Origin of the sequence: Streptomyces thermoalcalitolerans, from assembly GCF_039525155.1 — a bacterium.
GTDB lineage: Bacteria > Actinomycetota > Actinomycetes > Streptomycetales > Streptomycetaceae > Streptomyces > Streptomyces thermovulgaris.
Map to the genome: position 1 here is coordinate 21410 of NZ_BAAAHG010000039.1, position 21477 is coordinate 42886.

The following is a 21477-nucleotide window of genomic DNA, read 5'->3' on the forward strand; positions in this document are numbered from 1 at the left end:
GTGACCTTCAGCATCCCCGACCTGACCGCGGTCCGGGCCCGGCATCCCGAGGCCGTCGCCGAGGCGGCCGCACGCCGGACGCGTCGCCCGCTGATCGGCGACAGCGGCCGGCTGATGATCGTGGCCGCCGACCACCCCGCACGCGGGGCGCTCGGCGTCGGCGACCGCAGACTCGCCATGGCCAACCGCGCCGACCTGCTCGAGCGCCTGTGCATCGCGCTGTCACGGCCCGGCGTCGACGGGGTGCTCGCCACCGCCGACATCCTGGAGGACCTGCTGCTCCTCGGGGTGCTCGACGGCAAGGTCGTCATGGGGTCGATGAACCGCGGCGGCCTCGCGGGCGCGTCCTTCGAGATGGACGACCGCTTCACCGGCCACCGGGCCCGTGACATCGCCCGGTTCCGCTTCGACGCGGGCAAGCTGCTGCTGCGCATCGACTACGACGACCCGGGGTCGCTGGCCACCATGGAGTCCGCCGCACGGGCCATCGACGAGATGGCCGAGCTGCGTCTGCCGGTGTTCGTCGAGCCGTTCGTCTCCCGCCGGATCGACGGCAAGGTCACCAACGACCTGTCCGCCGAGGCCGTCACCCGCTCCATCGCCATCGCCTCGGGCCTGGGCGGCACCTCCGCCTACACCTGGCTGAAACTGCCCGTCACCGAGAACCCGGACGACATGGCCGAGGTGCTGCAGACCTCCACCCTGCCGGTCGTCCTGCTCGGCGGCGAGGTCGGCCGCGACCAGGAGGGCGCCTATGAGCGCTGGCGCAAGGCCCTCCGGCTCCCCACCGTCCAGGGCATGGTCGTCGGCCGGTCGCTGCTGTACCCGGCCGAGGGCAGTGTGGAGACCGCGGTGGACACCGCCGTGAGCCTGCTGTGACCGGGTCCGCCGCGCCCGCGCCGTCCGACAGCACCGTGTCCGGGCGCGTCGTACCCGAACGCGTCGCACCGGAACGCGCCGCACCGGAACGCCCCGTGCCCGCCGTGACAAGGAGGCATCCCGTGACCAGCCCCTACCACCTCCCCGCCGGCAAGGCGCTCGGCGGCCCCTATGCCGTGGACGTCAGCCCCGAGTCCGCCGGCTGGGGCTACTCCAGTCTGCGTGTGCTGGAACTGCCGCCGGGCGGGTCGCACACCTTCGACACCGGCGACAGCGAGTGGATCGTGCTGCCGCTCAGCGGCGGCTGCGCGGTGGACGTCACCGACGACTCCGGCGCACAGACCTTCCACCTGACCGGCCGTGACAGCGTGTTCAGCGGCGTGAGCGACTTCGCGTACGCACCCCGCGACGCCCGTACGACCGTCTCGTCGGCCGACGGCGGGCGCTTCGCGCTCACCGGCGCCCGCTGCACCCGGCGCCTGCCCGCCCGCTACGGCCCGGCCTCCGGCGTCCCGGTGGAGCTGCGCGGCACCGGGAACTGCTCCCGCCAGGTCAACAACTTCGGCGCCGCCGGTGTCTTCGAGTGCGACAAGCTGATCGCCGTGGAGGTGCTCACCCCGAGCGGCAACTGGTCCTCCTTCCCGCCGCACAAGCACGACGAGCACCGGCCCGACGAGGAGTCGGTCCTGGAGGAGATCTACTACTTCGAGTTCGCCGCCCACGACGGCATCCCCGGCCTCGGCTACCAGCGGGTCTCCCCGTCCGGTCCGGACCGGGAGACGGATGTGCTGGCCGAGGTGCGCGACGGCGACGTGATCCTGATCCCGAACGGCTGGCACGGGCCGTCGATGGCCGTGCCCGGCCACCACATGTACTACCTCAACGTCATGGCCGGCCCCGGGGCCGAGCGTGCCTGGCTGATCTGCGACCACCCCGACCACGCCTGGGTCCGCGACACCTGGCCCGGGCAGCCGGTCGACCCCCGCCTTCCCCTCTACACCGCCCCCTCCTCTCCTTCTTCCGCCCCTTCCGCCCCGTCGTCCCAGTGAGGTCCACGATGAGTCACTCCGCGACCCGTCTCACCGTCGCCCAGGCGCTGGTGCGGTTCCTCGCCGCCCAGTACACCGAGCGGGACGGTGTACGGCACCGGCTGATCGCCGGCACCTGGGGCATCTTCGGCCACGGCAACGTGGCGGGCCTCGGGCAGGCGCTGGTGGAGGCCGGTGAGGACGTCATGCCGTTCCACCAGGGCCGCAACGAGCAGGCGATGGTGCACGCGGCGGTCGGCTACGCCCGTCAGCGCGACCGTCTGTCCACGCAGGCGGTGACGACGTCCATCGGGCCGGGCGCCACCAACCTCGTCACCGGCGCCGCCCTGGCCACCATCAACCGTCTGCCGGTGCTGCTGCTGCCCGGCGACTACTTCGCCGCGCACCCCGCCGACCCGCTGCTGCAGCAGCTGGAGCACCCGGTGGAGGCGGATGTGTCGGTCAACGACACCCTGCGCCCGGTCTCCCGCTACTTCGACCGGATCACCCGCCCCGAGGCGCTGATCCCCTCCGCGCTGAACGCGATGCGGGTCCTGACCGACCCGGCCGAGACGGGCGCGGTCACCCTCGCCCTGCCGCAGGACGTGCAGGCGGAGGCCTTCGACTGGCCCGAGGAGTTCTTCGCCGAGCGGGTGTGGCGGATCCGGCGTCCCGCGCCGGACCCGGCCGAACTCGCCGAGGCGGTGCGCGCCGTGCGGGCCGCCCGGCGCCCGCTGATCGTGGCCGGCGGCGGCGTCCACCACAGCGGGGCCGAGGAGGCGCTGAAGGCGTTCGTCGACGCCACCGGCATCCCGGTCGCCTCCACCCAGGCCGGCAAGGGCTCGCTGCGCCACGACCACCCGGCCGACCTCGGCGGCATCGGGCACACCGGCACGGCCGTCAGCGACGACCTCGCGCGCACCGCCGACCTGGTCATCGGCATCGGCACCCGCTACACCGACTTCACCACGGCCTCCGGCACCCTCTTCCAGAACCCGGACGTCCGCTTCCTCAACCTCAACATCACCGCGTTCGACGCCCACAAGCTGGCGGCCACGACCCTGGTCTGCGACGCGCGGGCCGGGCTCACGGCGCTCACCGAGGCACTGGCCGGCCACCGCGTGGACGCCGGGTACGAGGCCGAGTACCGGGCCGGCAAGGAGCGCTGGGAGCAGCTGGTCGAGGCGGCGTACCGCGCGGACGACGACAGCGCCGTACCGTCCCAGACGCAGGTGCTGGGCGCGCTGGACGCGGTCGTGGGCGACGAGGACGTGGTGATCAACGCGGCCGGTTCGCTCCCCGGCGACCTGCACAAGCTGTGGCGGGCCCGTTCGCCGCGCCAGTACCACCTGGAGTACGGCTACTCCTGCATGGGCTACGAGATCCCGGCCGCGATCGGTGTGCAGCAGGCCGCACCGGACGCTCCGGTGTGGGCGCTGGTCGGCGACGGCACCTATCTGATGATGCCGACGGAGATCGTCACGGCCGTCCAGGAGGGCCTGCCGATCAAGGTGGTCCTGGTCCAGAACCACGGGTACGCCTCCATCGGCGGCCTGTCGGAGTCGGTGGGCGCCGAGCGGTACGGCACCGCCTACCGCTACCGCGCCGCCGACGGCACCTTCACCGGGGCCCCGCTGCCCGTGGACCTCGCCGCCAACGCCGGCAGCCTCGGCATGGAGGTGCTACGTGCCAAGACGGTGGGCGAGCTGCGCCAGGCGCTGCGCACGGCCCGCGCCTCCGACCGGCCGATCTGCGTCTACATCGAGACGACCACGGACCCCCAGGCCCCGGCCGCTCCTCCGGCCGAGGCGTGGTGGGACGTGCCGGTGGCCGAGGTGGCCTCCCGGGAGGCCGCCGTGGCCGCCCGGGAACGCTACGACCGCGAGGTGGCCGCCCGCCGCCGTCACCTGTGATCTCCCCTCGCCGACAGGCCGCCCGAGGCCGCGCACCTTCCCACCCGACCCGAAGGGGGTACCCCGTGGCGACGACCGGTGACCGCTCCCGTGCCGGGACCGCCTCCGCGCTCGATTCCCTGGACTTCTCCCTGGACCGGAGCAGTCCGGTGCCGCTGTACTACCAGTTCGCCCAGCAACTGGAAGCGGCGATCGAGCGCGGTGCCCTCGCCCCGGGGGACCTCCTGGGCAACGAGATAGACCTGTCCGTACGTCTGGGGCTGTCCCGCCCCACGGTCCGCCAGGCCATCCAGTCCCTGGTCGACAAGGGGCTGCTGGTCCGGCGGCGCGGGGTGGGCACCCAGGTGGTGCACAGCAAGGTCAGACGCCCCCTGGAGCTCAGCAGCCTCTACGACGACCTGGAGACGGCCGGACAGATTCCCACCACGCGCGTGCTGCGCAACGAACGTGTGCCCGCGCCCGCCGACGTGGCCTCCGCGCTCGGCCTCGCCGAGGGCGGCGAGGTGACGGTGCTGGAGCGGCTGCGGTTCACCCATGGCCAGCCGGTGGCGTTCATGTGCAACTACCTGCCGGTCACCCTGCTCCAGCCGGACACCGCCCGGCTGGAGTCGACGGGCCTGTACCGGTTGATGCGCTCGGCGGGCATCACCCTGCACAGCGCCCGCCAGACCATCGGTGCCCGCGCGGCCGACGCCGAGGAGGCCGCCCTGCTCGACGAGAAGGAGGGCGCCGCCCTGCTCACCATGCAGCGCACGACGTACGACGACACGGGACGGGCGGTGGAGTACGCGCAGCACGTGTACCGCGCGTCCCGGTACGCGTTCGACTTCCAGCTGCTGGTGCGGCCCTGAGCGCACGGCGGCCGGCGGGGCGCCCGGACGGTCCGCGCCGACGGAACCCGCGGCGCCGACTCCACCGCCGGGCCGCGTTCCGGTGTCTTGTGTCCTCGTCCACCGCGTCCCGTCGGCGCGGTGGCTCCGCACGGTCGTCGGGCACGGCCGGCCACATGCTCGGGACGGAGGCCGCGGCCCGTGCTCATCGCCGCGCCTGGTCGTGGGTCCTGCGGCACGGTGGTCGGGGGCGGCGGTCCTGGCCGGTCCTGGCCGGTCCTGGCCGGTCCTGGCCGGCTCTCCCCGGTCCAGCCGGTCCAGCCGGTCCGACTGGTCCAACCGGCCCCGGCAGGTCCCTCACATGATCAAGGGGATGTCCCGAATCCTTCGGAACATCCCCTGAGCTGCGACTCACTCGAGTCGGGACGACAGGATTTGAACCTGCGACCCCTTGACCCCCAGTCAAGTGCGCTACCAAGCTGCGCCACGTCCCGGTGCGCTCCTCCGCGGTGGACCCGCGTGATCGCGCGAGCATCACTTTACCGCACCTCGAAGGCCGCGCCGAAGCGGGAGCGAAGACGAGCGCAGACAAGGGGGACAATCGGCCCATGAGCAGCGCATCCAGCAGCACGCCTTCCGGCACGCCCTCCGGCAGGCCGGCCGTCGTACGGGACCGGGACAGCGAGGGACGGGCGCGCAACGCGCGGCCGCGGGACGGGCTGGGGCGGCCCCTGTCGTACGGGGCCGACGGTGTGCCCCGGCAGCCCGAGGGCGTGGTACGCACCCCGCAGGAGACGGTCGCCGAGGCCCAGGCACTGCTGGACGCGGGCAGGCCCTTCCACGCACACGAGGTCTTCGAGGACGCCTGGAAGTCGGGGCCGCAGGAGGAGCGCACCCTGTGGCGCGGGCTGGCCCAGCTCGCGGTGGGGCTCACGCACGCGGCCCGCGGCAATGCCACCGGCGGTGCCCGGCTGCTGCGGCGCGGGGCGGGAGCCGTGGAGGAGTGGGTGGCGGACACCGGGGAGCAGGCTCCGTACGGCATGGACGTCCCGGGGCTTCTGGCGTGGGCGCGGGAGCTGGCGGACGCCGTGGAGAGCGGGGCGGCGGGTGCGGTGGACCCGGCGGAGCGGGCACCTCGGCTGCGGGGCGGGGCATAGCGCCGGGCGGGGGCGCGGTGCCGGGCCGCCGGTGCCGTACGGCACACTCGGGGCGTGCGAAGGATTCATGTCATCGGCATCGGCGCGGGCGATCCCGACCAGCTCACCCTGCAGGCGGTCAAGGCGCTGCGCGACACGGACGTGTTCTTCGTCCTCGACAAGGGCGAGGCCAAGTCGGATCTCGTCGAGCTGCGCCGGGACATGCTGCGCACCCACGTGCCCGAGGGGACGTACCGCGTGGTCCGGGCGCGGGACCCGGAGCGGGACCGGTCGGCGGGCGGCGCCGCCTACTCCCCCGCCGTCGAGGACTGGCGCAGGGCCCGTGCGGACATCTACGAGCGGCTGATCGCCGAGGAGCTGGGCGAGGACGAGACCGGCGCGTTCCTGGTGTGGGGGGATCCGGCGCTGTACGACAGCACGCTGGGCATCCTCGAGGAGGTGCTGGCGCGGGGCACGGTGGAGTTCACGTACGACGTGGTGCCCGGCATCAGCAGCGTCTCGGCGCTGGTGGCCCGGCACCGTACGGGGCTCAACCGGGTCGCCCGGCCGGTGCAGATCACCACGGGCCGGCGGCTCGCCGAGGGGTTCCCCGAGGGAGTGGACGACGTGGTGGTGATGCTGGACGCCCATCAGGTGTTCCGGCAGTACGCCGACCAGGACATCGACATCTACTGGGGCGCCTGCATCGGCACCCCGGACGAGGTCCTCGTCTCCGGCCCGCTCGCCGAGGCCGCGCCGCGCATCGAGCGGCTGCGGGCCGAGCTCCGTGAGCGCAAGGGCTGGGTCATGGACACCTATCTGCTGCGCCGGCATCCGAAGGAGTAGGGGCCGGCACCCGAAGGAGCAGGGAAGGAAGCGGGGAAGGAGCAGGCGGGGCGGGCGTCAGCCGAGCACGGGCCCCAGCCGTTCCAGTACGGCGGGCACGTCCGGCACCGCGGCCAGCCGTGACGGCAGCGGCGGGCGGCGTACGACGACGACCGGCAGTCCGAGGCGGCGTGCGGCGGAGAGTTTGGCCGCCGTGGCCGTGCCTCCGCTGTCCTTGGTCACCAGGACGTCGATGCGGTGCGTCCTGAGCAGTTCCGTCTCGTCGGCCTCGGTGAACGGGCCCCGGGCCAGGACGACCCGCAGGTCCGGCGGCATCGGCGGCTCGGGGGGTTCCACCGACCGCAGGACGAAGTGCAGGTCGGCCAGGTGGGCGAAGGCGGCGAGGCCGAGCCGTCCGGTGGTGAGGAAGACCCGGCGGCCCAGCCGGGGCAGCAGTTCCGCCGCCGCGGTCGGCGAGTCCACCATGTGCCAGCGGTCCCCGGGCCCCGGCCGCCAGCCGGGCCGGCGCAGCACCACCAGGGGCACGCCGGTCGCCGACGCGGCCCGCGCCGCGTTCCGTGTGATCGTCTCGGCGAAGGGGTGCGTGGCGTCGACGACGGCGTCCACGCGGTGCTCCCGCAGCCATGCGGCCAGCCCCTCGGCTCCGCCGAAGCCGCCGATGCGCACCTCCCCGTCCACCGCGCCGGGCCGTGTCACCCGTCCCGCCAGTGAACTGGTCACCCGCACGTCTTCGCGCGCCGCGAGCACCGCGGCCAGCTCACGTGCCTCGGCGGTGCCGCCGAGGATCAGGACGTGGGAGGGCATGGCGTCGAGAGTACGCGGGGGCGTGTGCCGGGCGGCACCCGAGGGCGTCCGGTCATCCATCCGGTCATTCGGCCGTCCAGCCACCCGCCCGTCCGGTCGGACAGGCGGACGGGCGGACGGGCGGACGGCCGGGTGCGGGGCCCGCTCGTGTCCGGGCGACCGGGACTCTCGTGCCCGGACGGCGGGGCGCTCATGCCCGGAGGCCGGGCCGGGCTCAGGGCCGCCGGTCCAGGCCGTGCTCGGCCAGGGGGCCCACGGTCCAGCCCCTGTCGTGGCAGATTCCGATCAGGACGGGGAGGGCGGCGAGGGTGACGCGCCAGGAGCCGGGGGACGAGGCGTGGTCGGAGTCGTGGAGGAGGACGGTGCCGCCGCCGCGCAGATCGGCGAGGACGGTGGTGCGGACGCTGGCGGGGGTGGCGTCGGGTGTCCAGTCCCGGCCCCAGGCGGTCCACAGCACCGGGCGCAGGCCGACGCGCCGGGCGGCGGCCCAGCGGCCGGAGGTGAGGATGCCGTAGGGCGGGCGGTACCAGTACGGCCGGCGGCCGGTCGTGTCGTACAGGACGCCGGCCGCCCGCGCCGTCTCCCGCAGGTCCCGGCCCGGGGTCGGCAGCCAGGGACGGCTGTGGGTCCAGCCGTGCACGGCCAGTTCATGGCCCCGCTGTGCGATGTGCCGGGTGAGCTCGGGGTGCCGGGCCACTCTCTCGCCGAGGACGAAGAAGGTGGCGTGCACGGCGAGCCGGTCCAGCTCGTCCAGGAAGTGCGGGGTGCAGACCGGGTCCGGGCCGTCGTCGAAGGTCAGTGCGATGTGGTCGGGGCGGCCGGTCCCCGCCAGGCGCGGGAAGCAGCGGACCCGGAAGCGGGGCAGCCAGGTGGCCGCCGGGACGATGTGCGCGGCCGCGACGGCGGCGACGGGCGCGAGGGCCGCCGCCGTGACCCGCCCGGCACGGCCGCCCGGTGCTCCCGTCCGCCTCCTCATGGGTGCTCCGCCTGTGCCCTTCCCCGGTCGGACGCCGTGCCGCGCGCCGGCTCGGTGTCCCACTGGCCGGACACGGCGGGAGAGCGGGCCAGGCCGATCGTGCCGGTCGCGATGAGGCCGATGCCGACGGCCTCGGGCAGCAGGTGGAAGCCCAGGGCGATGCGTTCCCCGAACAGGACCACTCCGAGCACCACGCTCGTCAGGGCGTCCCCGAGGGTGAGGGCGGGCTGGGAGGCGACCAGGGTGCCCGCCCGGAAGGCCAGCTGGAGCACCCCGAAGGCGGCCAGACCGGCGGCTGCCGTGGCGTAGGGCGTCCAGTGGGTCACCAGCGCGGCCGGGCCCTGCGGGAACACGCCCGTCGCCTCCTTCAGGAAGGCCGCCGTCGCCGAGAACAGCACGGCCGACGCCAGACCGAGGACGGCGGCCCGGGGCGGCCCCTTGAGCAGCCGTCCCACGACGAGCAGCCCGGTCACCAGGCACGCCAGGGCGATGCCGACCGGGATCCAGCGCCCGTTCTTGGCCACGGGGCTTCCGGGGGTCGGGTCGGCGGCACCGAGGAAGAGGGCCAGCCCGGCGGCCAGGGCCAGGAAGGACAGCCAGGTGATCCGGTCCGGGCGCCGGTGGAAGACGAGGCTGCCCAGCACCAGGGTGAACAGCAGTTCGGTGGCCAGCAGCGGCTGGACGAGTGCCAGGCTGCCGACGGCCAGCGCCGCGGCCTGCAGCAGCGCGGACACGCCCATCAGGGACGCCCCGGCCAGCCAGAACCGCCGTGCCCTCGCACGGGCGGGCCGGGAGCGCCGGCCCGCCGGCCCGCGTCCGCCGTCCGGTGCCCCGCCGGAGCCGTCCGGTGCCCCGCCGGAGCCGTCCGGTGCCCCCGTCCCCCGAGCGGCGCCGCCCCCGTCTCCCCCGCCGCCTCCGCCTCCGCCGTTCCCCCTCACCGTCGCCGCGCGCCTCATCAGCACCGAAGCCGCCGCATTGGAGCACGCGGAGAGCAGCGCGAGGACGATGGTGAGCACCGTTCACCCCCCGCCCGTCACCCGAACCGTGCGGCAAGACGCCGGTAGAGCGCGGGCGCCGCGCCGCGGACCCGGCCGGGCAGCCGGGTCCAGCCGGGGACGTACACCTCGTCACGGCCCCGGGACACCGCCTCCCACACCGCGTCGGCGACCCGGCCGGCCGGGACGGGCCTGGGCCAGGAGCGCCGGTAGGGCACTCCCCGGCGGTCGAAGAACGGCGTGTCGACCACTCCGGGCACCACATGGCTGATGCCGACCCCGGTGCCGCGCAGTTCGTGGCGCACGGCGTCGGCGAAGGTGGCCAGGGCGGCCTTGGCGGCGGAGTAGACCGCCTCGTCGCGGACGCCGACCGTGCCGGCCAGGGAGCCGATCAGGACCACGCGGCCGGTGCCCCGCCCGATCATCTGCGGCAGCAGCAGCCGGACCAGGCGCAAGGTGGCCAGCACATTGACGTCGAACACCTCGTCGATGGCGTGCTGCGGCATGGTGCTGAACGGACCGGCCCAGCCGATGCCCGCCCCGGCCACCAGGAGATCCACCTGGCCGACGCTGTCGAGGGCGAACTCGACCAGCCGCCGCTCGGCCCCCTGGTCGGACAGGTCCGCCGGGTAGACGACGGCGGAGGTGCCGCGGGCGACCTCCTCCAGCCGGGCGCGGTCGCGCCCGTTGAGCACCAGGCGCCAGCCGCCCTCCGCGGCGAGCCGCCGGGCGACGGCCGCGCCGATCCCGGACGAGGCGCCGGTCACCAGCGCACCTCCGCCCGGCACCGCCGCGCCGGTGGTCCGGCGGCGGACGGCGCCCGGGACCGCGGATGCCTCGACGGACGTACCGGAGTCGGACCGTGCGCGGGAAGGGGCGTGGGGCATCGGGACGCACCTCGGGGGTCGGACGGGACCGAGGGCCGCAGGTGCGGCCCCGGTGGTCCGGGACGGCCTGCGGGATGCCGAAGTATCCCGGGGACCGTGCCCGAAACCTGGGACGGGCGAGGGTGTGCCCGCCCGTTTGACTGCGGTGGGTGAGGGTTACTTACTTCCAGTGTCGTCCGATTCGTCCGTACCGCCACCGCTGTCCGCCGCTCGGGACCCCCGTGCCGGCCGCGCCCCCGTCCGCCCCGGCCCGGGGGTGCCCCGGGAGGCCGAGCGGCTGCTCATCGTCTCCGCGAGCATGGGGTCGGGTCATGACACGGTGGCCGCCGAGCTGGCCCGCCGTGCCCGCGCCGACGGCAGGCAGGCCCTGGTCGTCGATGTGCTGGCTCTTCTGCCGTACGGCCTGGGCGGTGGTCTGCGCGGCTTCTACCGGGCGGCCGTCCGGAAGGCCCCCTGGGTCTATGCCGGTATCTACGACTTCTTTCTGCGCCCCGGCCCCCGGCCCCGCCCGAGCGGCACCCCGCTGGCGCGGCTCGCGGGCGGCCGGCTGATGCGTCTGGTGCGGGAGTGGCGGCCCGATGTCGTGGTGTCCGTCTTCCATCTGGCGGCCCAGCTCACCGGCCATCTCCGCAACCGCGGGGTGCTCCGGGTCCCCGGTGCGGTGGTCGTCGTCGACTTCGCCGTGCACCGGCAGTGGCTGCATCCGGGCAACGACCTCTACCTGTGCGTCAGCGAGGAGGCCGCCCAGGAGGTCCGCCGGGGCATCGGCCGGCCGGCGGTGGCAACCGGTCCGGTGGTGGCGCCGGAGTTCTTCTCCGAGGGACCGGGAGCGGCCGGATGGCGGCGCCGGCTGGAGCGGTACGGCGGCGGCCGGCCCGCGGTGCTGGTCTCCGCGGGCGCCTGGGGAGCCGGCAGCCAACTGCCCGGCACCGCGCGGCTGCTCGCGGCGCACGGCTTCCTGCCGGTCGTCCTGTGCGGACGCAATGAGCGTCTGCGGCGCGCCCTGTCCGATGTGCCGGGTGTCCTCGCTCCCGGCTGGGTGAGCGACATGCCGGACCTGCTGCATGCCTGCGCCGCGCTGGTGGACAACGCGGCCGGTCAGACGGCCGTCCAGGCGCTCGCCGCCGGTCTGCCGGTCGTCGGCCACCGTCCCCTGCCCGGACACGGCGCGGAGGGGGTGCGCCGCATGGCGGGGCTGGGCCTTGCCGATCACGCCCCCGACACGTCCGCTCTCCTGCACTCCCTGACCCGGCTCACGGAACCGGGTCCGTGGCGCGAACGGCGGATCACGGCCGGCCGGGCCCTGTTCCGGGAGGACGCGCTGTCCCGGCTCGTACGGATCCGGGGGGCGGGCCACCCGTAGGGGGTGTCGTTTGGATCATGCCGCAGGTCGCGGGGTTCGGCACGCCCATCTGCCGCGTTGTCGTCACTCGCCGACGCTCCGCGTCGGCCCCTTCATCGGTCCCTCTCTCCGCCTTGCATCTGCACGCACCGAACCCCGCTCACCTCGGTCACCAGGCACCGCCCATCGGAGCCGGCCTGATCCAAACGACACCCCCTAGCACCGGCCGCCCGCCACGCCGGCCGCCCGCCACGCCGACCGTACGCCCCGCCGACCGGAGATCCGCACGCCCGGCAGCCTGCGCGGCCCGTCCGCCGAGCCCGTCTCTTAGAAGAACGCCATCCCGAGGAACAGCGCCAGGAGGAACAGGACGGTGCCGCCCACGGCGGCGGCCACACGGAAGTGGCGCCGCAGAAGGGGGCGCAGGCCGGGGCGCCGCGGAGGGACCCGGTGCACGCTGGTGTTCCAGCCGTCGTCCGTGGTGACCGGGACGGGGCGCGGGGCGATCGCGGCGTGGGCACCGCCGCTCCGGCGGTGCGTGGCACCGGTGCTCCGGTGCTCGGGTGCGCGGCGGCGTCCCTGGCCTGTGCTCCGGCTCCCGCTCCGCTGCTCCGGTCCGCGGCCGGAGGGGAGCACGGCGGAGGCCGGCTGCTCCGGCGGAAGCGGCTCGGGCGCGCCGCGCCAGGCGCCGCTGGCGAACCAGTCCGCCGCCTGCCGGGCCGTGGGCCGGTCCTCCGGCCGTTTGGCGAGCATGCTCAGCAGATACGCCTCGAAGGCGGGCGGCAGCGAGGCGCCCCGCTGGTGCGGCGGCACGGGCGGGGAGTCGACGTGCAGGTACAGCAGGGCGGTCGCGGTGGGGGCCTCGAAGGGCGGGGCTCCGACGGCCAGGTGGTAGAGCACGCAGCCCAGCGAGTACATGTCGGACGCCGCGCTCGCCGGGGTGCCGATGGCCCGTTCGGGCGCCAGGTACAGGCCGGTGCCGACGATCTGCCCGGTGGTGGTGAGCCCGCTGGAGGGGTCGTCGACGAAGCGGGCGATGCCGAAGTCGGCGATGCGGACGGTGCCGTTGCGGTCGCTGAGCAGGTTGCCGGGCTTGATGTCCCGGTGCACGATGCCCTGGGCGTGCGCCGCGGCCAGGCCCTCGGCCGAGTGCTGCGCCACCTGGGCCAGCCGCTCGGGTGAGAGCGGACCGCCGGTGGCCAGTTCGTCGGCCAGGCTGTCGCCGTCGACCAGCTCCATCACCAGGAAGCAGCGGTTCTCCCAGGTGCCGAAGTCGAGTGTCCCGACCACATGCGGGTGGTTCAGCCGTGCCGAGGTCTGTGCCTCCATCCGGAAGCGGGCCTCGGCCGAGGCGTCCGCCCCGTTGAGCAGCAGCTTGACCGCGACCGGCCGGCCGAGCACCTCGTCGAGGGCCTGCCAGACCTCGCCCATTCCGCCTCGTCCGATGACCGTCTGCAGCCGGTACCGACCTGCTACCAGCACGTGTAGCCCGCCTCGATCCCCTGGAGTCCCACCCGCGCACACCCGCTCTCCGCAGCGGGCGCGGCAGCAGCCGGGCGGCGCGTGCGGGTAGCGGCAACCCGGCTCATCTTAACGATCAGTTGAGGTGCTCCTGACCGATGCATGACCCAGGGACTTCCCCTCCGGACCGTTTCCTCCGGGTCATTCGGACCGCTCGGCCCGTTCGAACCGTTCAGGTCGTCCGGACCGTTCGGGTCGCCCGGACCGTTCGGGTCATGCCGGATTCCCGGGAGGGAAGCCCCTGCCCCTGAACCTGTCCGGGTGAAAAGCAGGGAGTCGCCTCGTCGTACAAAATGCAGAGCTGATCATGTGTGCCATCGTCGCCCTACCCGCTGATCCACTCGGGAAAGTGATCCGCTCGGGAAAGGAAGGACGATCTTGGACCCTTTGACGTGGCTGCTCATTCCGTTGGCGACGATCTTCATGGCGAGTATCTGGGGCATGGTCGCGGGACGCCCGCGACGCGCCCATGATGTGACGGATGTGGAGCGCTACGACCGCTTCCGCTCCACGCTGGCGCGCATGACCTCCTGACCGGCCGGCTACCGAAGCAGCAGCTGCAGACCGCCCACGACCGTCGCCCCGATCACCAGCTGTTCGAACAGCCGCTGGTTGATGCGGTGCACGGCCCATGTGCCCAGCAGCGCACCGGGGACGACGAAGAGCACGAGGGCGGCGTCGAGGAGCAGGGAGCGGGTGTCGATGAGACCGAGGCCCACGCTGAAGGGCACCTTGGAGACATTGACGACGAGGAAGAAGAAGGCCGAGGTGCCGAGGAAGCCGAGCTTGCGGAAGCCCGCGGAGAGCAGATAGAGCGACATCACCGGGCCGCCCGCATTGGCGACCATCGTGGTGAAACCGCCGAGGACACCATAGGAACGGGCCTTGAGGCGGCCCGCGCGGGTGGTGACCGCGTCCGGTGCCGCCTCCCGCTCGGCGGTGCGGCGCCGCCACACGGTCACGGCCACCATCAGCAGCAGGATCGCGCCGATCGAGGTCCGTACGGCCCCGTCGTCGGCCCGCATCAGGAACAGGGTGCCGACGACCACCCCGGCCGCGACCGCCGGGAACAGCCGCCACAGCGTGGGCCAGTGGGCGTGCCGCCGGTAGGTGAGGACGGCCAGCACATCGCCGGCGATCAGGATCGGCAGCAGCACCCCGGTGGAGGCGCGGGCGGGCAGCACGGCCGCGAAGACGGCGAGACTGACCGTGCCGGCCCCGCTGACGGCGGTCTTGGAGAAGCCGACGAGCAGGGCCGCGAGGGCGAGCGCCGTGAATTCCCAGCCGGACAGGTGCCAGAGTGTCATCGTGTTCATGCGGTGACCGATGCTATGTCCGGACAAGCGCGGGGCTGGAATCCGTCCCGCCACCCGGTCCCGCCACCTGGGAGGAACCATGGCCGACCCCCGCGAGCACGTGCTCACCGGCACCCGGGGCACGCTCGCCGTCCGTGAGTGGCCGCATCCGCGACCGCGGTACATCGCCCTCGTGGTGCACGGATACGGCGAGCACTCCGGCCGCTACCAGGAGCTGTCCGGTGTCCTTGGCGCGCACGGCGCGGTCGTCTACGGCCCCGACCACATGGGCCACGGCAGGTCGGCGGGCGAGCGCGTGGTCGTGGAGGACTTCGAGGACGTGGTGACCGATGTGCACGCCGTGGCCGGTCTCGCCCGTGCCGCGCACCCCGGGCTGCCGCTCGTGCTGATCGGCCACTCCATGGGCGGGCTGATCTCCGCCCGCTACGCCCAGCGGTACGGCGGCGAGCTCACCGCGCTCGTCCTGTCCGGGCCGGTCATCGGCGCCTGGGAGCTGCCGCGCCAGCTGCTCGCCCTGGACGAGATCCCCGACACGCCGGTCAGCCCGGCCGCGCTCTCCCGGGACCCGGCGGTCGGCGCGGCGTACGCGGCGGACCCGCTGGTCTGGCACGGCCCGATGAAGCGGCCGACGGTGGAGGCGTTCGCGCGGGCCCTGGACACCGTCGACAAGGGCGGCGGCCTCGGCACGCTGCCGGTGCTGTGGCTGCACGGCGACGACGACCGGCTGGTCCCGCTCGACGGGAGCCGTGCCGGCATCGAGCGGCTCGGCGGCACCCTGACCGAGCGGATCTACCCGGGCGCCCGGCACGAGGTGTTCCTGGAGACGAACCGGGCCGAGGTCTTCGCGGACCTGACGGACTTCCTGGACGGGGTGCTCACGCACTGAGCGGCACGCTCACGCGCCGAGCGGCACCGGCGCGGTTGTTTGCCCCGGTACGTCAAGGGCACCCGCGCCTGCATGGAGTGGTTGTGCGGCGCCGTCCGCGTGGGTGAGGACCCCGGGCCCTCCCTTCCGGCAGGCACGGGCGAGCCGGCCCCGCGGAACGACGCGGACGCCGAAGCCGTCCGCGCCCGCCGTCCGGCGATCACCCGGGGTCCGTCCCGCATCCACGGCGGCGGACGGACCCTCGGCGCGGGAGGCGGGACCGGCGAGGAGGAACGCACCGCACTGCTCCGTACCGCCAGAGACGACTTCCCAAGGAGAACCGCCGTATGACTGTCGTGAAGAGCGTCATTCCCGACTCGGCCCGTCAGATCACCGGAGAAGCGCTGCAGAGCACCCTCGTGGACCTTCTCGGGCTCTCCCTGATCGGGAAGCAGGCGCACTGGAACATCGTGGGACCGCGGTTCCGCTCCATCCATCTGCAGCTCGACGAGGTGGTGTCGGCCGCCCGCTCGTTCGCCGACACGGTCGCCGAACGCGCCGCGGCGCTCGGCGTGCCGCCGGACGGGCGCCCGGAGACCATCGCCTCGGCCTTCACGCTGCCCGGCCCCAAGGACGGCTGGGTCCGCGACGCGGAGGTCGTCGAGATCATGGTCGAGTCCCTGGAGGCGGCCGTCCAGCGGCTGCGCGAGCGCATCGACGCGACCGAGAAGCCGGACCCGGTCACCCAGGACCTGCTGATCGCGGTCACGGCCGAACTGGAGAAGCAGCGCTGGATGTTCGCCGCCGAGAACGTGGGCGGAGAGGACTGAACGGCGGCGCGCCCGCCGCCCGTCCGCACATCCCCCGGCGCCCGGATCCGCGGATCCGGGCGCCGTTGTCGCGTCGTACGCCTGTCGCGTAGTACGCCGTACGCCGTGCGCCTCGGGGCTCTGCGCTCTGCGCGATCCGCGCCGCACGGCCACGGCGGCCCGCGACCGTCACGTCCGTCACGACTGTCACGGCCGTCGCACCCGCCGCCGTCACCCGAGCGGCCCCGCCACACGGCGGCGGGCATGCGCGCCGGGGCCCGCGCGCCTAACGTCGAACGCGCACCCCCGTAGGGGTGCCCGGGACGCCCGGCGCCGTCCGTGGGCACCGGTTCGGCGTGGAAGGCCGGTCGGCCATGGGACTCACCGCAGTGCGCCGCCGCGATCACGCCGGTCCGCCGCCCGTCCGCACCCGCACCGGACGGCGGACCGGCGCCCGGCCCCCGTACGGCGGTCGCCGCCGGCCGGCTGCGTCCCGCGCGGGGCGGGCCTCGGCTCCGTCCGCCTCGTCACGCACGGACCCCGGCCGACGCGGCCACCCACGGCGCCACCACTCGACGGACCGCCGATGTGCGCACCGCGCGGGCGGTCGTACCCCTCACGAGGAGCACGGCATGACCTCAGCCGACCGGCCGCACCGGGGCCGCCGCACAATACGCCTGCGCATAGCGAGAGCCGACCCCTGGTCGGTGATGACCACGAGCTGTCTGCTGCTGGTGGGACTGGGGATCTGCGTGCTCCTCACCATGACGGCGGTCTGGGTCGTGCTGAGCCTGCTGGACCCGGACGCCTGGCCCTCCTTCGGCTCGACGCTCACCATCGCCGCGGGGGTCGTGACACTGGAAGTGATCCTGGGTACGGCGCTGGCGACTCTCGGCGCGTTCCTCTACAACCTGTCGTCGCAGTACGCCGGAGGCGTCCATCTGACGCTGGCCGACGACATCGCGGCGGCGGAGGCCGCGGGTGCCGCACTGCTGCCGGACGTCGGCCGTCTGTACCGCCGTCTCCAGGCCCGCCTGGGCTTTCCGCCCCCGGGCTGGGGCGCCCGGTACGTCGACTTCGCCGACCGCTGCGCCGCGACGGGCCGGCGACTGCGCCGCACCCGGCGGCCCGGCTCCCTCCGCCCCGACGAGCGGAGCTGCCCCACCGGCCGTACCGACCGCGATCACCAAAGCGGCCGGGACGACCCGGACAGCCGGGTGAAGGGGACCGTGTCCGGCTGACGGCCGACCGGTGCCGGCGGTCAGCCGCCGAGGCCGTCCGGGAGGTGCAGCAGCCGGGCGATCGTCCGCAGGACGCCGTTGTCGTTGTTGGAGGGCGCGAGGTGGCGGGCCCGCCCGATGACCTCGGGGTGGGCGTTGGCCATGGCGAACGACCACTCGGCGGCGTCCAGCATCTCCAGGTCGTTGAGGTAGTCGCCGAACACCACGGTCTGGGCGGGTGTGATCCCCAGGTCCTGCTGGAGCCGGCGCAGGGCGGCCCCCTTGCCGGCGGTGAGGTTCATGACGTCCACCCAGTGCTCGCCGGAGACGACGACCTGGTGGGTGCCGTCGAACGGCGCCAGTGCCGGCGCGACGGTCCGCTCGGCCGGCCCGAAGTCGAAGAAGGCCACCTTGATGATGTCGTCGTCGACGGCCGAGGCGTCCGCCACGACCTGGTGCCGTACGTAGTACTTGCGGACCTCGGCCAGGAAGGCCTCGTCGGTCCGCTCCACATAGGCCGCCCGCTTGCCGCAGACCACGGCGCCCACGTCCGCTCCCCGCGCCGCGAGTTCCCGTGCGGCCGCGACGAGACGGGTCACGGCGGACGGCTCCAGCGGGTCGGAGCTCAGCTCCACGCCGTCCCGGACGACATAGGTGCCGTTCTCCGCGATGAACACCATGCCCTCGTCGTTGCCGGCGAACTGCTCGGCCAGCGTCGCGTACTGGCGGCCGCTGGCGGGGCTGAAGAGCACGTCGCGTCGGCGCAGCTCGGCCAGGACGGGCCACAGCCCGGCGGGAACGCGCTTGGCGTCGTCGAGGAGCGTGCCGTCCATGTCGGTGACGACCAGCCGTATGCCGGCGGGTTCCGCGGGCCGGTCGGAGGCGGTGCGCAGGGGCGAGGGTGTGCTGGGCATGTCCGCTTTTCTGCTGGTGTTTCTGCTGGTGTTTCTGCTGGTGTTTCTGCTGGTGTTTCTGCTGGTGTTTCTGCCAGTGGCGCGGCGGGGCGCCCGGATGCGGTGCGGGGTGTCGTACGGCAGGGCCCCACCCTACCGGGTCTTGGTAAGGACTCCTTCCTTGACCCTGGCGGGCCGGTTCCGGCCGCTGCGCACCGACCGGTTCCACCGTTTCCCGGGACGGAGTGATCATCGGGCGGCACAATGACGGCGACGGCCGCGGGGCCGCTGTCAGCGGCATTCCACACAGGCAGGAGCGCAGACGTGAGCGAGAGCCACAGCCCGTCGAACGGGTCGCCGAGACCGGACACCACGGTGGCGCACAACGCGCGCGTGTGGAACTACTGGCTCGGCGGCAAGGACAACTACGAGGTCGACCAGCGGGTCGGCGATCACGTCGCCGGAATGTTCCCGGTGGTCCGGGACGTGGCCCGCGCCGACCGCGAGTTCCTCGGGCGGGCGGTGCGCTGGCTGACCGCCGAGCGCGGGGTGCGGCAGTTCCTGGACATCGGCACCGGGCTGCCCACGGTCGACAACACCCACGAGATCGCACAGCGCATCGCTCCCGACGCGCGGATCGTGTACGTCGACAACGACCCGGTCGTTCTCGCCCACGCCCGCACCCTGCTGACCAGCACCCCCGAGGGCGCCACCGCCTACCTCGACGCCGATGTGCACGACCCGGAGACCATCGCCGAACGCGCCGCCGAGACCCTCGACTTCGGCCGGCCCGTCGCGGTGATGATGCTCGGCATCCTGAACTTCGTCCTGGACACCGACAAGGCGCGCGACATCGTCCGCCGGATCATGGCCGCGGTGCCCTCCGGCAGCTTCCTGGTCCTGACCCATCCGACCTTCGACGCCGATCTCGGCGGCGAGGGCAACGTGGCCGCCATGGAGTTCTGGAACCAGAACGCCACCCCGCCGATCACCGCCCGCTCCCGCGCCGAGGTCGCCTCCTTCCTCGAGGGCCTGGACCTGGTCGAGCCGGGGCTGGTGCCGTGCTCGCGGTGGCGGGCCGACGGCTCCCCCGCCGTGGTGCCGCAGTTCGGCGCGGTGGCCGTGAAACCCTGACGCGGGCGGTTCGGCCGGGCGGCGGGCGATGATGCGGGAGCCGTACGGGGCCGTGGGCCGGCGGCCGCGGCGGTCGCGTCGCCCTCGCCGCCGGCGCCGGGATGTGCGACCGGTCACGCGCCGGGACGTGGGGCCGGTCACAGTCCCGGAAGCAGCAGGTCCGAAGCACGCATCCTTGAAAGTATGATCAAGCAATGTCTGACATGACCGAGACCACGCCCGGTTGGCTGACCACCGAGGAACTGGAGTCGGCGCGCGCCCGGATGCCGATCCTGTACGTCGAGGCGGTACCGGTGCGTGTCGACGACAGCGGCGAAGTGACCAGCATCGGCCTGCTGTTGCGCATCGGCCCGGACGGAACGGTCAGCCGGACCCTGGTGTCCGGCCGGGTGCTGCACCACGAGCGCGTGCGGGACGCCCTGCTGCGCCATCTGGAGAAGGACCTCGGCCCGGTGGCGCTGCCCCGTGTGCCGGCCTCCCTGCAGCCCTTCACCGTCGCCGAGTACTTCCCCACGGCCGGTATCACGCCGTTCCACGACCCGCGTCAGCACGCCGTGTCACTGGCCTACATCGTCCCGGTCGCCGGTGACTGCCGTCCCCGCCAGGACGCCCTGGACCTGGTCTGGTTCACTCCCCAGGAGGCCCTCTCCCCCGCGGTGCAGAGCGAGATGCCGGGCGGGCACGGGGTACTGCTCAAGCAGGCACTGGCGCACGTCGGTCACATCTCCTGACCGCCGCCCGCCGCAGGGCCCCGGCCCGGACGTCCGCACCCGGCGGGGCGGACCGGCATCCGGCCCCGTGGGCGGGATCAGCCCGCGGCGCCGTTCTTCGCGGCGAGCACGATCTGGGTCTGGGTGGTCTGTCCCACGAGCCGGTCCTTGTCGTCCCGCAGGTCGGTCTGCACGACGATGAGGGTGCCGCCGACGTGCAGGGGGCGGGCCGTGGCGTGGACCCGTCCGGAGGTCACCGGCCGCAGGAAGTTGGTCTTGGACTCCACCGTGGACGTCCCGGCGCCCTGCGGAAGGTTGAGATAGGCGCAGACGGCGCCGACGGAGTCGGCCAGCGCCATCAGGGCTCCGCCGTGCAGGACTCCGCCCGCGGTGCAGGCCTCCGGGGACCAGGGCAGGCTTCCCACGGTCCGGTCGGGAGCGGCCTCGTGGAGTTCGACGCCCAGTCGTGCCGCGAAGGGCATGGCCGCCAGAAGGGCGGCGGGATCGGGGGCTGCCGTCTCGGAAGGGGGCATGGTGTGCTGCCTTTCGGGGTCGGGTACATGCTCCCGGACACACGACGGTGATCGTCCGGTGCGCCAACCGCCAGTGTGACAGCCTTCGTTGGGAGAGTCCCGGCCAACGGGCGGAAGAGGTTCACCCGTCGAGCGGTGCGCTCGCCTCGAGGCCGAGGACGTTCCACGCAACGAAGAGGGAAGTCCCACGCAAAGAGGGGAAAAGGGAAAGGGTCTTCACGGGCTCTCGCCCGCGAAGACCCTTCGCGCTGTCGGGACGGCGGGATTTGAACCCACGACCCCTTGACCCCCAGTCAAGTGCGCTACCAAGCTGCGCCACGTCCCGTTGCCTGCTTGACCTGGGGTTTCCCCCGGCCGAACGTGCAGCAAAACCATACCGTACTCGGGCCGGTGGTCGCGCACCCGTTTCCCGGTCGTCCCTTCGGTGTCCGGCGGCGCGTCAGTGCGCGGTGAACACTCCCAGCCGGGGATGGGCCTCCTGCAGGCGGGGCGGGGCCGCCTGGCGCCAGGAGTCGGCAAGGATGTCCCGCAGCTCCTCCTCGTCGTCCAGCGCGGCGAGCCGGACCCGGATCCAGGCGAACTGCGCCTCGTGGCCGGCGACCCAGAACTTCTCCGGCTCGGCCAGGACCAGTTCGTCGCGTTCCTCCCTGGGGCAGCGCACGGCCATGGACGTCTCGTCCTCCGGCAGGGTGGCGAACATCTTCCCCGCGACCCGGAACGTGGGCATGCCCCAGGCGAGCTTCTCGGTGGTGTCCGGCAGGGACAGGGCGATTCGGCGTACGTCTTCTGCGTCCGGCATGCACCGCACCGTAGCCGCTGCCACCGACAAGCAGGAGGAGC

The 21477-nt window shown here is 73.7% G+C and carries 23 protein-coding genes and 2 tRNA genes; 14 read left to right on the forward strand and 11 right to left on the reverse strand.

All coding sequences use genetic code 11. From position 1 onward, the window contains the following. The 4 genes from ABD224_RS20785 (at window position 1) to ABD224_RS20800 (ending at window position 4671) form a co-directional block, all read left to right on the forward strand. Window positions 1–879, forward strand: coding sequence for a Cgl0159 family (beta/alpha)8-fold protein (locus tag ABD224_RS20785; protein WP_344052078.1), 879 nt, complete (start codon window positions 1–3; stop codon window positions 877–879). Between the two features lie 122 nt (window positions 880–1001). Beyond that, window positions 1002–1928, forward strand: coding sequence for a 5-deoxy-glucuronate isomerase (iolB, locus tag ABD224_RS20790; RefSeq protein ID WP_344052080.1), 927 nt, complete (start codon window positions 1002–1004; stop codon window positions 1926–1928). An 8-nt stretch (window positions 1929–1936) separates the two neighbouring features. Next, complete coding sequence (gene iolD / locus ABD224_RS20795; RefSeq protein WP_344052082.1) at window positions 1937–3820, forward strand: 3D-(3,5/4)-trihydroxycyclohexane-1,2-dione acylhydrolase (decyclizing); 1884 nt, start codon at window positions 1937–1939, stop codon at window positions 3818–3820. 65 nt (window positions 3821–3885) lie between these two features. Next, on the forward strand, window positions 3886–4671 hold the full coding sequence (locus ABD224_RS20800) for a GntR family transcriptional regulator (protein ID WP_344052084.1): 786 nt from the start codon (window positions 3886–3888) through the stop codon (window positions 4669–4671). 399 nt (window positions 4672–5070) lie between these two features. Here ABD224_RS20800 and ABD224_RS20805 read toward each other — a convergent pair. Further along, window positions 5071–5144, reverse strand: a tRNA-Pro gene (locus ABD224_RS20805). A 114-nt stretch (window positions 5145–5258) separates the two neighbouring features. On the opposite strand from ABD224_RS20805, the gene ABD224_RS20810 reads away from it, so the two are divergent. Continuing rightward, a complete protein-coding gene (locus ABD224_RS20810; RefSeq protein ID WP_344052086.1) occupies window positions 5259–5807 on the forward strand; it encodes a DUF309 domain-containing protein in 549 nt (182 codons plus the stop codon). Between the two features lie 54 nt (window positions 5808–5861). Further along, window positions 5862–6632, forward strand: a complete 771-nt coding sequence (gene cobF / locus ABD224_RS20815) for a precorrin-6A synthase (deacetylating) (protein ID WP_344052088.1) — start codon at window positions 5862–5864, stop codon at window positions 6630–6632. 57 nt (window positions 6633–6689) lie between these two features. Here cobF and ABD224_RS20820 read toward each other — a convergent pair whose 3' ends face one another. The 4 genes from ABD224_RS20820 to ABD224_RS20835 form a co-directional block, all read right to left on the reverse strand. Next, window positions 6690–7436, reverse strand: coding sequence for a cobalt-precorrin-6A reductase (locus ABD224_RS20820; RefSeq protein ID WP_344052090.1), 747 nt, complete (start codon window positions 7434–7436; stop codon window positions 6690–6692). Window positions 7437–7650: 214 nt separating this feature from the next. Then, on the reverse strand, window positions 7651–8412 hold the full coding sequence (locus ABD224_RS20825; protein ID WP_344052091.1) for a polysaccharide deacetylase family protein: 762 nt from the start codon (window positions 8410–8412) through the stop codon (window positions 7651–7653). Further along, the gene (locus tag ABD224_RS20830) at window positions 8409–9428 is read right to left on the reverse strand and encodes a DMT family transporter (protein ID WP_344052092.1); all 1020 of its coding nucleotides are present in this window, start codon (window positions 9426–9428) and stop codon (window positions 8409–8411) included. Before ABD224_RS20830 ends, ABD224_RS20825 begins: the two co-directional genes overlap by 4 nt. Window positions 9429–9445: 17 nt before the next feature. Beyond that, on the reverse strand, window positions 9446–10294 hold the full coding sequence (locus ABD224_RS20835; protein WP_344052094.1) for an SDR family NAD(P)-dependent oxidoreductase: 849 nt from the start codon (window positions 10292–10294) through the stop codon (window positions 9446–9448). Between the two features lie 169 nt (window positions 10295–10463). Between ABD224_RS20835 and ABD224_RS20840 the strand changes: the two genes are divergently transcribed. Continuing rightward, window positions 10464–11657: an MGDG synthase family glycosyltransferase gene (locus tag ABD224_RS20840; RefSeq protein ID WP_425581025.1), complete on the forward strand. Its 1194-nt coding sequence runs from the start codon at window positions 10464–10466 to the stop codon at window positions 11655–11657. Between the two features lie 306 nt (window positions 11658–11963). On the opposite strand, the gene ABD224_RS20845 is transcribed toward ABD224_RS20840, so the two are convergent. Then, window positions 11964–13118, reverse strand: a complete 1155-nt coding sequence (locus tag ABD224_RS20845) for a serine/threonine-protein kinase (protein ID WP_344052097.1) — start codon at window positions 13116–13118, stop codon at window positions 11964–11966. A gap of 417 nt (window positions 13119–13535) precedes the next feature. Between ABD224_RS20845 and ABD224_RS20850 the strand changes: the two genes are divergently transcribed. Beyond that, on the forward strand, window positions 13536–13691 hold the full coding sequence (locus ABD224_RS20850; RefSeq protein WP_344052099.1) for a hypothetical protein: 156 nt from the start codon (window positions 13536–13538) through the stop codon (window positions 13689–13691). A gap of 8 nt (window positions 13692–13699) precedes the next feature. Here ABD224_RS20850 and ABD224_RS20855 read toward each other — a convergent pair whose 3' ends face one another. Beyond that, complete coding sequence (locus ABD224_RS20855) at window positions 13700–14473, reverse strand: sulfite exporter TauE/SafE family protein (RefSeq protein ID WP_344052101.1); 774 nt, start codon at window positions 14471–14473, stop codon at window positions 13700–13702. Window positions 14474–14552: 79 nt separating this feature from the next. On the opposite strand from ABD224_RS20855, the gene ABD224_RS20860 reads away from it, so the two are divergent. From ABD224_RS20860 to ABD224_RS20870, 3 genes are all read left to right on the forward strand, one after another. Beyond that, window positions 14553–15359 carry an alpha/beta hydrolase gene (locus ABD224_RS20860; RefSeq protein WP_344052103.1) on the forward strand — a complete coding sequence of 269 codons (807 nt, stop codon included), beginning with the start codon at window positions 14553–14555 and terminating at the stop codon, window positions 15357–15359. A gap of 326 nt (window positions 15360–15685) precedes the next feature. Beyond that, the gene (locus ABD224_RS20865; protein WP_344052105.1) at window positions 15686–16168 is read left to right on the forward strand and encodes a Dps family protein; all 483 of its coding nucleotides are present in this window, start codon (window positions 15686–15688) and stop codon (window positions 16166–16168) included. A gap of 611 nt (window positions 16169–16779) precedes the next feature. Continuing rightward, window positions 16780–17388, forward strand: coding sequence for a DUF3566 domain-containing protein (locus ABD224_RS20870; protein ID WP_344052108.1), 609 nt, complete (start codon window positions 16780–16782; stop codon window positions 17386–17388). A 20-nt stretch (window positions 17389–17408) separates the two neighbouring features. Here ABD224_RS20870 and ABD224_RS20875 read toward each other — a convergent pair whose 3' ends face one another. After that, window positions 17409–18281, reverse strand: a complete 873-nt coding sequence (locus ABD224_RS20875) for a Cof-type HAD-IIB family hydrolase (RefSeq protein ID WP_344052110.1) — start codon at window positions 18279–18281, stop codon at window positions 17409–17411. Here ABD224_RS20875 and ABD224_RS20880 point away from each other — a divergent pair. From ABD224_RS20880 to ABD224_RS20890, 3 genes are all read left to right on the forward strand, one after another. Then, the gene (locus ABD224_RS20880) at window positions 18280–18528 is read left to right on the forward strand and encodes a hypothetical protein (protein WP_344052112.1); all 249 of its coding nucleotides are present in this window, start codon (window positions 18280–18282) and stop codon (window positions 18526–18528) included. The genes ABD224_RS20875 and ABD224_RS20880 overlap by 2 nt on opposite strands. A 56-nt stretch (window positions 18529–18584) precedes the next feature. Continuing rightward, window positions 18585–19394 carry an SAM-dependent methyltransferase gene (locus ABD224_RS20885; RefSeq protein WP_344052114.1) on the forward strand — a complete coding sequence of 270 codons (810 nt, stop codon included), beginning with the start codon at window positions 18585–18587 and terminating at the stop codon, window positions 19392–19394. 203 nt (window positions 19395–19597) lie between these two features. Continuing rightward, window positions 19598–20125 carry an NUDIX hydrolase family protein gene (locus tag ABD224_RS20890; RefSeq protein ID WP_344052171.1) on the forward strand — a complete coding sequence of 176 codons (528 nt, stop codon included), beginning with the start codon at window positions 19598–19600 and terminating at the stop codon, window positions 20123–20125. A 77-nt stretch (window positions 20126–20202) separates the two neighbouring features. Here the strand turns inward: ABD224_RS20890 and ABD224_RS20895 are convergent, their stop codons facing one another. From ABD224_RS20895 to ABD224_RS20905, 3 genes are all read right to left on the reverse strand, one after another. Further along, window positions 20203–20637: a PaaI family thioesterase gene (locus ABD224_RS20895; protein ID WP_344052116.1), complete on the reverse strand. Its 435-nt coding sequence runs from the start codon at window positions 20635–20637 to the stop codon at window positions 20203–20205. Window positions 20638–20888: 251 nt separating this feature from the next. Then, window positions 20889–20962, reverse strand: a tRNA-Pro gene (locus ABD224_RS20900). A 114-nt stretch (window positions 20963–21076) separates the two neighbouring features. Further along, window positions 21077–21436: an MmcQ/YjbR family DNA-binding protein gene (locus ABD224_RS20905; protein ID WP_344052119.1), complete on the reverse strand. Its 360-nt coding sequence runs from the start codon at window positions 21434–21436 to the stop codon at window positions 21077–21079. Between the last annotated feature and the right edge of the window lie 41 nt (window positions 21437–21477).

Bases quoted from the DNA above. Each gene is read 5' to 3' on its own strand.
- iolD (WP_344052082.1), top strand. From the start codon at position 1,937: ATGAGTCACTCCGCGACCCGTCTCACCGTCGCCCAGGCGCTGGTGCGG.
- ABD224_RS20810 (WP_344052086.1), top strand. From the start codon at position 5,259: ATGAGCAGCGCATCCAGCAGCACGCCTTCCGGCACGCCCTCCGGCAGG.
- ABD224_RS20820 (WP_344052090.1), bottom strand. From the start codon at position 7,436: ATGCCCTCCCACGTCCTGATCCTCGGCGGCACCGCCGAGGCACGTGAG.
- ABD224_RS20825 (WP_344052091.1), bottom strand. From the start codon at position 8,412: ATGAGGAGGCGGACGGGAGCACCGGGCGGCCGTGCCGGGCGGGTCACG.
- ABD224_RS20835 (WP_344052094.1), bottom strand. From the start codon at position 10,294: ATGCCCCACGCCCCTTCCCGCGCACGGTCCGACTCCGGTACGTCCGTC.
- ABD224_RS20855 (WP_344052101.1), bottom strand. From the start codon at position 14,473: ATGAACACGATGACACTCTGGCACCTGTCCGGCTGGGAATTCACGGCG.
- ABD224_RS20860 (WP_344052103.1), top strand. From the start codon at position 14,553: ATGGCCGACCCCCGCGAGCACGTGCTCACCGGCACCCGGGGCACGCTC.
- ABD224_RS20865 (WP_344052105.1), top strand. From the start codon at position 15,686: ATGACTGTCGTGAAGAGCGTCATTCCCGACTCGGCCCGTCAGATCACC.
- ABD224_RS20870 (WP_344052108.1), top strand. From the start codon at position 16,780: ATGACCTCAGCCGACCGGCCGCACCGGGGCCGCCGCACAATACGCCTG.
- ABD224_RS20880 (WP_344052112.1), top strand. From the start codon at position 18,280: ATGTCCGCTTTTCTGCTGGTGTTTCTGCTGGTGTTTCTGCTGGTGTTT.
- ABD224_RS20875 (WP_344052110.1), bottom strand. From the start codon at position 18,281: ATGCCCAGCACACCCTCGCCCCTGCGCACCGCCTCCGACCGGCCCGCG.
- ABD224_RS20890 (WP_344052171.1), top strand. From the start codon at position 19,598: ATGACCGAGACCACGCCCGGTTGGCTGACCACCGAGGAACTGGAGTCG.
- ABD224_RS20895 (WP_344052116.1), bottom strand. From the start codon at position 20,637: ATGCCCCCTTCCGAGACGGCAGCCCCCGATCCCGCCGCCCTTCTGGCG.
- ABD224_RS20905 (WP_344052119.1), bottom strand. From the start codon at position 21,436: ATGCCGGACGCAGAAGACGTACGCCGAATCGCCCTGTCCCTGCCGGAC.